Source organism: Exiguobacterium sp. BMC-KP, from assembly GCF_001275385.1.
In the GTDB taxonomy this organism is placed as follows: domain Bacteria; phylum Bacillota; class Bacilli; order Exiguobacteriales; family Exiguobacteriaceae; genus Exiguobacterium_A.
In genome coordinates this window covers 1,870,001-1,882,351 of the sequence record NZ_LGIW01000015.1, presented here as the reverse complement: position 1 = coordinate 1,882,351, position 12,351 = coordinate 1,870,001, and the positions used below count along the sequence as shown (strand labels likewise).

The 12,351-nt window shown below is 47.2% G+C and carries 9 protein-coding genes; 7 read left to right on the top strand and 2 right to left on the bottom strand.

Translation table 11 applies throughout. The features are described 5' to 3' along the window. Positions 1–23: 23 nt before the first annotated feature. The 7 genes from putP (at position 24) to rlmD (ending at position 8,778) form a co-directional block, all read left to right on the top strand. The gene (gene putP / locus ADM98_RS15495) at positions 24–1,535 is read left to right on the top strand and encodes a sodium/proline symporter PutP (protein ID WP_053454260.1); all 1,512 of its coding nucleotides are present in this window, start codon (positions 24–26) and stop codon (positions 1,533–1,535) included. A gap of 74 nt (positions 1,536–1,609) precedes the next feature. Beyond that, the gene (locus ADM98_RS15490; protein WP_442855424.1) at positions 1,610–2,887 is read left to right on the top strand and encodes an Nramp family divalent metal transporter; all 1,278 of its coding nucleotides are present in this window, start codon (positions 1,610–1,612) and stop codon (positions 2,885–2,887) included. 200 nt (positions 2,888–3,087) lie between these two features. Beyond that, positions 3,088–3,378, top strand: a complete 291-nt coding sequence (gene gatC, locus ADM98_RS15485; protein ID WP_023469336.1) for an Asp-tRNA(Asn)/Glu-tRNA(Gln) amidotransferase subunit GatC — start codon at positions 3,088–3,090, stop codon at positions 3,376–3,378. A gap of 15 nt (positions 3,379–3,393) precedes the next feature. Beyond that, on the top strand, positions 3,394–4,836 hold the full coding sequence (gene gatA / locus ADM98_RS15480) for an Asp-tRNA(Asn)/Glu-tRNA(Gln) amidotransferase subunit GatA (protein ID WP_053454258.1): 1,443 nt from the start codon (positions 3,394–3,396) through the stop codon (positions 4,834–4,836). A 14-nt stretch (positions 4,837–4,850) separates the two neighbouring features. After that, positions 4,851–6,284, top strand: coding sequence for an Asp-tRNA(Asn)/Glu-tRNA(Gln) amidotransferase subunit GatB (gene gatB / locus ADM98_RS15475; protein ID WP_053454257.1), 1,434 nt, complete (start codon positions 4,851–4,853; stop codon positions 6,282–6,284). Positions 6,285–6,431: 147 nt separating this feature from the next. Next, positions 6,432–7,394, top strand: a complete 963-nt coding sequence (locus ADM98_RS15470; RefSeq protein ID WP_053454256.1) for a diacylglycerol kinase — start codon at positions 6,432–6,434, stop codon at positions 7,392–7,394. 25 nt (positions 7,395–7,419) lie between these two features. After that, complete coding sequence (gene rlmD / locus ADM98_RS15465; RefSeq protein WP_053454255.1) at positions 7,420–8,778, top strand: 23S rRNA (uracil(1939)-C(5))-methyltransferase RlmD; 1,359 nt, start codon at positions 7,420–7,422, stop codon at positions 8,776–8,778. A 110-nt stretch (positions 8,779–8,888) separates the two neighbouring features. Here the strand turns inward: rlmD and ADM98_RS17205 are convergent, their stop codons facing one another. Both ADM98_RS17205 and ADM98_RS15455 read right to left on the bottom strand, forming a co-directional pair. Then, positions 8,889–11,030, bottom strand: coding sequence for a bifunctional glycosyltransferase/CDP-glycerol:glycerophosphate glycerophosphotransferase (locus ADM98_RS17205; protein WP_082318575.1), 2,142 nt, complete (start codon positions 11,028–11,030; stop codon positions 8,889–8,891). 102 nt (positions 11,031–11,132) lie between these two features. Next, positions 11,133–12,290 carry a helix-turn-helix domain-containing protein gene (locus tag ADM98_RS15455; RefSeq protein WP_053454254.1) on the bottom strand — a complete coding sequence of 386 codons (1,158 nt, stop codon included), beginning with the start codon at positions 12,288–12,290 and terminating at the stop codon, positions 11,133–11,135. Positions 12,291–12,351 lie beyond the last annotated feature (61 nt).

The window sequence follows — 12,351 nt, the reverse complement described above, 5'->3', positions numbered from 1 at the left end:
CACGAAAAAAAGGGGGAGCAAGGATGAACGGAATGTGGTTCGCGATTTTGCTGTATCTCGGACTGATGGTCGCACTAGGCGTCATTGCGTATTATCGGACGAAGAACATGAATGACTACATGCTTGGGGGACGTACGATTGGTCCCGTCGTCACGGCACTCTCTGCAGGAGCAAGTGACATGAGTGGCTGGCTGTTGATGGGATTACCGGGTGCGATGTATGCAACTGGTCTGTCCAGTGGATGGATCGTCATTGGATTACTACTTGGCGCTTATGCCAACTGGTTACTCGTCGCGCCGCGTCTGCGTGCGTATACGGCACATGCAGGGGATGCGATCACGATTCCCGATTACTTTGAAAAACGATTCCATGATAAAAGTGGTGTTTTGCGTACAGTTTCAGCTGGAGTTATCTTAATATTCTTTATAATGTACGCATCAAGCGGTTTTGTCGCCGGTGGTCGTTTGTTCGAAGCCGTCTTTGGTCTTGAATATACGACGGGTCTTTGGATTTTAGCGGGTGTCGTCATTGCTTACGTCTTCCTTGGTGGTTTCCTTGCTGTCAGTTGGACGGACGTCGTCCAAGGGATGATCATGGTTATCGCGCTACTGATCGTACCAGCTGTCGCCCTTACTTTAAGTGGCGGGATCAACGAGACGCTCGAGACGATCCGGTCGACGGATGGATCGAAACTGGAACTCTTCAAAGGAACGACGACGATTGGTATCATCTCGCTTCTCGCCTGGGGACTTGGTTACTTTGGTCAACCGCATATCATCGTTCGTTTCATGGCGATTCGTAACTTGCATGAGATGAAGTCAGCACGTCGCGTCGGCATGATTTGGATGACATTCTCGATCGTCGGAGCAATGGTGACGGGTTTAATCGGATATGCCTATTTCACACAACAAAGTGCTGGATTAAAAAATCCAGAGAACGTCTTCATTCAATTATCACGTGATCTCTTCCCGGGATTCATTACAGGGCTACTGCTAGCAGCCTTACTCGCTGCAATCATGTCGACGATCTCGACGCAGCTCCTCGTCTCTTCGAGTGCGGCAACGAATGATTTCTATCACCGTTTCTTTAAACGGAGTGCCTCAGACCGCGAATTGATGGTCATGGGTCGCGTCATGGTTCTAGTCGTTGCGGTTCTCGCGATTCTCTTATCGTTCGGCGCGCAGAAGTCGATTTTAACGCTTGTCGGATACGCGTGGGCTGGTTTTGGTTCAGCGTTCGGACCGGTCGTTCTTTTCAGTTTGCTCTGGCGCCGGATGAACAAGACGGGAGCACTGGCTTCAATGATTACGGGATCCGTCGTCGTCATCGCTTGGATCCTTATCAATCAGAACGTCGCTGGATTACCATCGTACATTTCAGAAATGTACGAGATGATTCCAGCTTTCATCGCTTCGACGATTGCGCTCGTCATCGGTAGTCTCGTGACGAAGGAACCAAGTCAAGCCATCTATGACGAGTTCGATCAAGTTCAAGCACAGCTAAAAGGTGCGGAACCTGAGCGAAAAATCGTCTAAATGAAAAAAGGTGTTTCCTATATTATAGGAGGCACCTTTTTTATTTACTTACTACTTTGTTATTTACCATAAACATATTTGTTGCGCATGCGCAAAATAAGCGTATAATAAAAACAAAAAGTGAGGTGAAGGAGATGGCGACACAGCCACTTACACAAGATTTACCAAGAAAACGGACATATCTCGGGCCAGCGTTCGTCGCTGCCGTCGCCTATCTTGATCCGGGGAATTTCGCGACGAACATGACGGCGGGTGCCCAGTATGGCTACTTGTTGCTCTGGGTCATTGTTGCCTCGAACTTGATGGCAGTCGTCATTCAGTTCCTATCAGCCAAACTCGGGATCGTCAGTAATCTCAGTTTGGCAGAAGTAATTCGCGAGGAATTATCGCCAGTCAGTCGCTTCTTCTACTGGGTACAAGCCGAACTCGTCGCGATGGCGACGGATCTCGCGGAATTCGTCGGAGCAGCGCTCGGATTTCATTTACTGTTTGCGATCGATTTACGAATGGCAGCCCTTTTAACAGCTGTACTGTCCTTCGTCATCCTCGGGTTCGAGCAAAAGGGACTCCGGCATTTTGAAGCCGTCATCGCGGTGCTCGTCCTGATCATCGCAGCGGCTTTTGCGATTGAAGTATTTGAAGTTCATCCGGTCTTCCGTGATTTTTCAGCAGGGCTAATACCGGGATTCGAAGGCACATCGAGCATCGTCCTTGCTGCCGGAATGCTTGGGGCAACTGTCATGCCACACGCGATCTATCTTCATTCCGATTTAACAAAGCGACGGATGGGGCACGTTGCGAATAAAGCATCGATGTTACGCATCCAACGCTTCGATATCTGGGGGGCGATGTTGATTGCCGGAGCGGTCAACGGAGCGATGCTTGTCATCGCAGCAAGTGTCTTTTACGGCACGTCATACCAAGCCGGTTCGTTAGAAGAAATCTATGAAGGACTGCATGTCACGCTCGGTGGTATCGCGCCGTATCTGTTTGCGATTGCCTTACTCGTCTCGGGTCTCGCTTCTTCAAGTGTTGGTACGATGTCGGGGGACGCGATCATGCGTGGCTTCTTGCATCTTCAATTACCGTTGTTCGTCCGACGGACCGTGACGATGTTACCGGCAATTTTACTGCTCTTCTCGGGCTTTGATCCGACGCGCGCACTCGTCCTCAGTCAGGTCGCCTTATCGTTCGGGATTCCGTTCGCGCTGATTCCGTTGATTCGAGCAACAGCAAGTGAGCGATACATGGGAGAACACCGGAATAGTCGGTTCATGAACGCGTTGGCCTGGGTGATCGTCTCAATCGTCATTGTCTTCAATGTCTATCTGCTCATTGATGTATTAGTATGAATATTCAGTATTTTTGTTTCGTCTGATTTAAAGCGGGTATTTCATAACTAGAAGCTTTCCGCCCGGAAGCTTTGCTACCCCTATAAGGACGATGGTGCGGACCTCCCCCCGATGCACCATCGTCTTTTTTGTCTGGACGAAAAGTGCTATGATTAGAAATAGTGTAAAATATATTGCAAAAGTTCCGGAGGTGGAATGACATGGCAAAGATTAATGAGGAGCAAGTCCGCCACGTGGCGCATTTGGCACGCCTTGCCGTGACAGATGAAGAAGTAGCACAATTCACAGGACAACTCGAGAAAATTCTTGGGTTCGCTGAACAATTAAATGAACTCGATACGACGGGCGTCGAACCAACGACACACGTCCTCGATTTAAAGAACGTCCTACGTAAGGACGAAGTACGTCCATCGCTTCCGCGTACGGAAGTAGAACGACTCGCACCAGATTGGGAAGACGGACAAGTCCGCGTCCCAGCGGTGTTCGAATAAGGAGGAAATGACCCGATGTCACTTTTTGAACATGGTGTCAAAACACTACACACACTCATTCAGGATGGCGAAGTCAAAGTTTCTGAACTCGTCCAAGAATCTTTTGATCAAATCGACCGTGTCGATGGGAAAATCGGTGCGTTTCTCTCATTGAATGAAGAAGCGTTCGAACAAGCAAAACGTATGGATGACGTCGCGAAACACGAAGCAAATCCATTGTTTGGTCTTCCAATCGGCGTGAAGGATAACATCGTCACGAAAGGGATGACGACGACATGTGGTTCGAAATTCCTCGAGAACTTCGTACCGGCACATGATGCGACAGTCGTCGAGCGTCTGCATGAAGCAGGGGCAATCACGATCGGTAAATTGAACATGGATGAGTTCGCGATGGGTTCATCAAACGAGAACTCGGCGTATAAACCAGTCCGTAATCCATGGGATACAAACCACGTCCCAGGCGGTTCTTCGGGTGGTTCAGCGGCAGCTGTCGCAGCAGGCGAAGTCTTATTCAGCCTTGGTTCGGATACAGGTGGTTCAATTCGTCAACCGGCTGCTTATTGTGGTGTCGTCGGTTTAAAACCAACTTACGGTCTTGTCTCACGCTTCGGTCTCGTAGCGTTCGCGTCATCGCTTGACCAAATTGGTCCATTGACACGAACGGTCGAAGACAACGCCTATCTCTTGAGTGCGATCGCAGGACATTGTGAGATGGATTCGACGTCTGCAAACGTTGCAGCAACGGATTACACACAAGCGTTGACAGGTGATATCAAAGGTCTGAAAGTTGCTGTTCCGAAAGAATACTTCGGTGAGGGTGTCAGTGAAGGCGTCAAAGCCAACATCCGTGAAGCGATCCAAAAACTCGAAGCACTCGGTGCAACGGTTGACGAAGTCTCACTTCCGAACTCGAAATATGCGCTTGCGACGTACTACTTACTTGCTTCATCGGAAGCATCATCGAACCTCGCACGCTTTGACGGAATACGTTACGGTGTCCGTGCCGAAGCGGACGCACTTGAAGATGTCTTCAAGTATTCCCGTTCACAAGGATTCGGAGACGAAGTCAAACGCCGGATCATGCTCGGAACGTATGCGCTCAGCTCTGGTTACTACGATGCCTACTATAAAAAAGCACAACAAGCCCGGACGCTGATCAAAAAAGATTTCGACGATGTCCTCGCGAACTATGACGTCATCATCGGACCAACAGCGCCGACACCAGCATTCGAACTTGGTGCACAACTCGATGATCCCGTCACGATGTATGCGAATGACATCTTGACGATTCCAATCAACTTGGCAGGTGTTCCAGCCATTTCAGTTCCAGCTGGATTCGTCGACGGTCTTCCAGTCGGCTTACAAATCATTGGAAAACATTTCGATGAGGCGACGATCTATCGCGCTGCGCATGCGTTTGAGCTTGCGACAGGTGGATTCGCGCTTCCGAAATTATAAGGAGCGAATGTATCATGAACTTTGAAACGATCATCGGAATCGAGGTCCACGCCGAACTAAGCACGAACACGAAGATGTTCTGTGGTTGTGCGCGGGAATACGGCGCAGAGACGAACACGAAAACGTGTCCGATTTGTCTTGGACATCCGGGCGTCTTGCCGAAAATTAACGAAAAAGCCGTTGAACTCGCTGTTCGTGCAGCGATGGCACTGAACTGCCAAGTTGCCGATCAAACGAAATTCGACCGGAAGAACTACTTCTATCCGGATACGCCAAAAGCGTATCAAATCTCTCAGTTCGATCAACCGATTGGTTTTGACGGATTCATCGATGCGGAAGTCGATGGCGAAACGAAACGTTTCCGAATCGAACGTGTCCATCTTGAAGAAGATGCTGGTAAGATGAATCACACGGGTGCGAACCACTCGGTCGTCGACTTCAACCGGACAGGCGCACCGCTGATTGAGATCGTCAGTGAAGCGGATATGCGTTCACCAAAAGATGCTGTCGCCTATCTCGAACGCCTCAAGGAAGTCTTGCAATATGCAGGCGTCTCAGACGTGAAGATGGAAGAAGGGTCACTTCGTTGTGACTGTAATATCTCGGTTCGTCCATACGGACAAGAGAAGTTCGGTACGAAAACGGAGCTCAAGAACTTGAACTCGTTCGGAAACGTCTTAAAAGGTCTTGAGTTCGAAGAAGATCGCCATCGTAAGTTGTTGCTTGCGGGTGGTGTGATGCGTCAAGAAACACTTCGTTTCGATGAGACGAAAAAACAAACCGTCCTCATGCGTGTCAAAGAAGGGGCTTCAGACTACCGTTACTTCCCAGAGCCTGACCTCGTCAAGCTCGTGCTTGATCACGATTGGAAAGAAGCGATTCGTGCCGGTATCCCGGAACTTCCGGATGCACGTCGCGTTCGTTACCAAGAAGAACTCGGTCTTTCAGCGTATGACGCGAAACAATTGACGGTCACACGTGAGATGGCAGAGTACTTCGAAGCGACACTCGCAGCAGGCGCAGAGCCGAAAGCAGCAGCGAACTGGACAGTTGGTGAGATCCAAGGTCACTTGAACAAGTCGACGGAAACGTTCGAAACGGTCAAGATGACACCAGCTCGTCTGGCGGAGATGATCGACTTGATCGCAAGCGGAACGATTTCATCGAAAATTGCCAAACAAGTCTTCACAGCCGTCATCGAAGAAGGTGCTGAACCGCGTGCGTATGTCGAAGCGAACGGTCTTGCCCAAATTTCGGATGAAGGATTGTTGCGTGGTCTCATCGTCGAGATGTTCGAAGCAAACCCAGCCGTCGTCGAGGAATTACTCGGTGGACGTGACCGGAAGAAAGGCTTCGTCATCGGTCAGATCATGAAAAAAACAAAAGGAATGGCAAACCCTGCCCTCCTTGATCAACTCTTCTACGAAGAGCTTGAAAAACTAAAATAAGTACCTGATCGAACAGCGCTCGTTCCTCCTTTACTTCTCTGAGGAATCGGGCGCTGTCTTTTTTGGCTTTGTAATGTCTCGAGAGTTCATGTAAAATAAAACAGTTATGTATCAAATGAACGGTTGAGTCAAAAAGGAGAAAATCTTATGAGACCTAGAGCGCGCGTGATTTATAACCCGACTTCCGGGAAAGAGATGGTTAAACGAAATTTACCGTATATCCTCGACCGACTCGAAGCAGCGGGTTATGAGACATCTGTCTACTCGACGAAAGCGGTCGGCGATGCGACGTATGAAGCAGCACGAGCATGCGAAGCGGAATTTGATTTAGTCGTCGCAGCAGGCGGTGATGGTACGTTGAACGAAGTGATCAGCGGTATGGCTGCCTACAACAAACGTCCGAAGCTTGGTGTATTACCTGTTGGAACGACGAATGACTTTGGTCGGGCGATGCGTATTCCGTTGACGATTGAAGGGGCGATGGATGTCATCTGCACCGGTCATACGATGCCGGTCGATATCGGTAAGATCGAAGGATCTACAGGCGTCCATTACTTCATCAACATCGCTGGTGGTGGCATCATGACAGAACTGTCGTACGAAGTGCCTTCGAAGCTGAAGACGGCACTTGGACAGCTCGCGTACTATGTCAAAGGGATGGAGAAACTTCCGCAAATCCGACCGACATATGTCGAACTTGAGCATGAAAAGGGTATATTCAAAGGAGAAGTCATGCTGTTCTTGACATCAAATACGAACTCCGTCGGCGGATTCGAGAAGTTGTCACCGAACGCGTCGCTCAATGACGGTCGGTTCGATCTCTTTATTCTGAAGAAATGTAACCTCGTCGAATTGATTCGTGTCATGCGCCTTGCCTTAAAAGGGGATCATTTCTCGGATCCTTGTATCGAGCATGTCACGACATCGTTCGTCCGTATGAAGAACACATCAGAGATGAGTTTGAACATCGATGGTGAGTTTGGCGGCATTTGCGAAGGCGAGATGACGAATCTTCGCTCTCATTTCGAAGTCATGACACCAAAGTTCCGGATCGAAGAGATGGAACAGATTAATACACAACTACAAGAAGCAGAAACGAACCTCGCGTGAAGCGAGGTTTTTAAGGAGGATATTCATGATTCCAGTACAAAAGAACGATGAACACGTCGTCGAGATCGTCGACCTGACACATGAAGGGTCAGGGGTCGCACGCATTGATGGCTACACGGTCTTCATCCCAGGTGCATTGCCGACGGAGCAGGTTAAAATCAAGATCACGAAAACGACGAAGTCTTACGGGTTTGGTCGCATCATTCGTCAAAAGACGAAGAGTGTCGATCGTGTTGAGCCACCTTGCCCGGTCTACAACCAGTGTGGTGGTTGCCAATTACAACATTTATCATATGACGCAGAGCTCAAGTTCAAGCACAACCGTGTCCGTGATGCCTTTGCACGCCTAGCAGGTCTTGAGATTCCAGTCCATGAGACGATCGGAATGGAAGATCCGTGGGGTTACCGCAACAAAGCACAAGTACCGGTTGCATTCCAATCGAACAAATTGATGGCTGGTTTCTACCAAAAACGGAGTCACCGGATCATCGATATGGACTACTGCTTGATTCAAAACAAAGAAAACGACGAAGCTGTTCAAGCGGTTCGTAAAGTCCTTGCTGATTTAAAAGTACCAGCATACGACGAGAAGAAAAAAGCAGGTGTCATCCGTCATATCATGGCACGTCACGGCTACCATACAAACGAGTTGATGGTCGTTCTCGTCACGAAGGTCAAACAACTTCGTGGTATCGATAAAATCGTCGAAGGGATCTTAAAGGCGTTACCAAACGTCACGTCGATCCAGCACAACATTAACCCAGATGATACGAACGTCATCCTTGGGAAAAAGAATGTCGTCTTGTACGGACCGTCTGTCATCCGCGATCAAATCGCTGGATTGACGTATGAGATCTCACCGCATTCGTTCTTCCAAGTCAACCCGGTACAAACGGAGAAACTCTACGCGAAAGCGCTCGAGTATGCCCAGTTAACGGGAGATGAGACTGTCGTTGATGCGTACTGTGGGATCGGTTCGATTTCATTGTCACTCGCAAAACAAGCGAAGCACGTCTACGGCATCGAAATCGTACCGCAAGCGATCGATGACGCACGCCGGAACGCACAAGCGAACGGGATCGAGAACGTGACGTTCGAGTACGGTGCAGCAGAGAAAGTCATGCCAGCACTCGTCAAGGCTGGTATTCAGCCGGACGTCATCGTCGTCGACCCACCACGTAAAGGCTGTGACGAAGAATTCTTACGTGCAGCAGCAGATGTCGCACCGAAGCGGATCGTCTACGTCTCATGTAACGCGTCGACACAAGCACGCGACGCGAAGCTGTTGACAGAACTCGGTTATACACTCGTTGAAGTGACACCAGTCGATATGTTCCCGCATACGACACACGTCGAGAGCGTTGCTTTGTTCGTCCGTAACTAAATTGTTCATGCCTCTTTCCACAAGGAAGGAGGCATTTTTTATTCTCGTTCTATGAGAAACCAAAAAATGAGAAATGACTTTATTAAGCCATTTCTCATTTTTACTAATCATCATTCAGTTTCTGTTGCTTCATCCTCATTAGTCGATCGTGCTGCATTCGGGAACAACTCAGCAAGAACACGTTCACTTGCTGTTCCATCATCCAGACTACAGAAACGCTCGAGGAAGCGGTCGTATTTCTCTTGATAAGCAACAGATTTCGTATCGATTTGTTCGATATAGTCGATGACTTGATCGGTTTCTTTCAAGAGTGGTCCTGGGACGACTTCTTCGAAGTCGAAGTAGAAACCACGTAACGTCGAAGCATATTTCTCCAAGTCATACGTAAAGAAGATCATTGGACGTTGTAAGTGTGCATAGTCAAAGAACACAGAAGAGTAGTCCGTAATCAAGATATCACTAATCAGATAGAGCTCAGCAATATCACCATATGAAGAGACATCGTAGGCGAATCCTTCATGACCACTGATGTCCATATTTTGAGCAATCAAGTAGTGCATCCGTAAAAGGACAACGTAGTCATCGCCAAGACGTGCTTGCATCTCATTTAAATTCAACTGCAAGTCGAATCGGTATTTTCCTCGGGCGATGAACTCATCATCTCGCCATGTCGGTGCATAAAGGACGATCTTTTTATCGGCCGGAATGTTTAATCGTGTTTTGATTTCACTGATTAGACCCTCTTGATTATCGGCATATAAGAGATCGTTTCGTGGGTAGCCAGTTTCAAGCATCGTATTTTGGAAACCGAATGCGCTTTTGAAGATTTCGCTTGAATACGCGTTTGGCGAAATCAGGTAGTTCCACTCTTGCGCTTGGTTATAGAAATTCTTTTTATATCGAATCGCATTCGTTCCAGCCATATGCACGTCTTCCATATCAAGACCGAGTCGTTTTAATGGCGTACCATGCCATGTTTGAAGATAGATGGTTTCTTCGCGTTTTTTCAAGCTGAGAGGCTGACGTGTGTTGAAAATCCAATACTTCGCGCGAGCCATGTATTGATAGTACGTAAAGCTGTTTCGGAGTACCCAGTTCGGGCATGCTTCCTTCACTTCATCAGAAGGTTCCTGAGCGAAAATCCAAACGAGTTCCAGTTCCGGATGTTTCTCTTTCAGCTGAAGGTACAGTGCTTTTGGATTATCCGAGTAACTTCGTCCTAAGAAACTTTCGAATAAGACGAGATTGTCTTTGATCGGCACTTTTTGGAATAGTCGATACAGCATAAGACCATTTTTAATTTTTTTACGGCGCGCCGCACGTAACGAACGTTTTGTTTTGACAGCAGTAATGTACAGTTTGAACATCGCGTAAGATCCGGTTGACCATGCTTGTAAATATTTACTCTTTGTAGGCATCCGCTTTAGGTCGTAAGCGACATGGTTGAAGACTTCTGCTTGTTGAGTATTAGATGAACTGCGTTCAAGTAATGTACGTCCACGTTTTGAAATGAATCGCTTATACCATGTATTTAAGAATTTTTGAACTTCTTCATCTTTTGTCTCTGCTGATAATATGCCATAAATCCGAGAGATATCTGAGAGTGTCGTAATGTCACGTAGTTGGAAGAGCGATTGACCATCTAGTGGTGTACTTCTTGAATTCCGTCCGTACACGATGTAGTTGACGGAAGTAATGTTTGTTAACTGCGAAATGACAGTATGTGCGATGAGCGTATCCGCAAACCATGTCGTTTCAAGGCTAGGCAGCATTTGAAGCAATTCTTTTTTGATCATCCATCCATGAATCGTCGTCAAGTGACGCGAATTAAACTTCGTGCGCGAGTAAAAGAAGTAGCGATCATCATCAATCGGCATCAACCATTTCTTTTTATTATAGACCGGAGATACCTTTCCGATAATCACTTCCCCGCGAGACTTTTCGTAAGCTTTGATATATGTGTAAAGTGCACGTGGAGCTAAAATATCATCACTATCTAAAAAGATGACATAGTCTCCTGAAGCAGCTTGAACACCATTGCGTCGAGCCGCATACACGCCTTGATGTGATTGTTCGATGATCGTACACGTTGGATACAGTGTACGAATGTCATCGACATAAGAACTTGGTCCATCAAAGACAACGACGATTTCTATAGGAATCGAAACGTGTTGGTCGAGAACGGATTGAATCGCAGCTTTCGCTTGAGATTCGGTTTGATAGACTGGAATGATCACGCTAATTGAATTCATGTTGACTCTCCTTTTGATGAAAGAATCGAAAAAAGATTCGATTCGGCAAAATTGTATTCTGTTGAATAGGATATCACAAATCTGAAAAAGGTAGCAGTGTTCCTAAAAATCTGTCTTTTGTCTGTAATGAGTCGGTGTCTCACCTGTGATTTGTTTAAAGGCTTGACTGAAATGACTTTGACTTGAAAAGTGCAGTCGATTTGAAATTGTTAATAGAGAGTCGTCAGATGAACGGAGCAACCTTTTTGCTTCTCGAATCCGTTCACGAATGACGTAACGAGCCAGCGGTAAACCCGTTTCATCTTTGAATAAAACGGATAAATAGTTGGAGGATACGTGAATCGCTTGACTGATGGACGAGACCGATAAAGGATCATATAGATGTTGCTGAATGTATCGAATGGCAGCTAAGACATGCGGCGAGTGACGTAAGGCCTGAATTTCTTTAACGGCTTCTGCAAAGGTGACCGTGATCCGAACATGTCGATTTCTCAGTTCCGCGATACTTGTCGCGGCTTCGATTGTTTCAATCATTCGATCGCTAAGCGAGAAAGCCTCGTCTGGTTCAAGTCCTCCTTGAATCGCAGCACGTGCGCTTAAAAGAACTGTTCCAAGAAGCAGATTCTTTTCTGCACGGAGTGGTTGATGGCGTGCTAGCGTACCGAATTCACCATAAGCAGGAAGAGAATACGTCGTAGCGAGTCGTTCACTTTGTCCTGACGAAATCCAATCGATGATTTGTTGTTCACGTTGCCAAGCTTTTCGATAAGCTGTCACACCTGTATGTGAAGGGGCATCAGACACTAGAGGAATTTCCTCCTCCTGTATATCTGAAACATGCTCAATATCGCGAGAAGGTAATCCTTCGCCGTGGAGAAGTCGATACAACAGATGAGCACAGTCAATTAAACGATTTTCAGTCGTTCGGGGAAGGACTTTATAAAATTGGTGATACGTCTCATCTTGGATATGAGCACGAAAAAGAGCAGACTGTAAGAGGACGGGACCAATTCGATACATTCCTTGAGCAGGAACATTTACGAAAAGATAGGCCGTTCCATCTTTTAACGTATGCAGCAAAGGACGGTTGTTCAAGGATGGCCACTCGTCTTCAATGAGTAGATTACCAGGATGCCTTGGCGCAGCAGGACGTAAATCGATTGACACATGCTCTTGATTTTTATATGAAATAAAAAAACCAGTCATTCCAAATAAATGTTCAGCAATTTGTATCAAATCTGAAGTTTTCAAGAGATTCATGAAGCGACTCCTTTCTAATTGATGCATCGATTGTATCTAGTGTATGTGCTCTGCAGTAGAT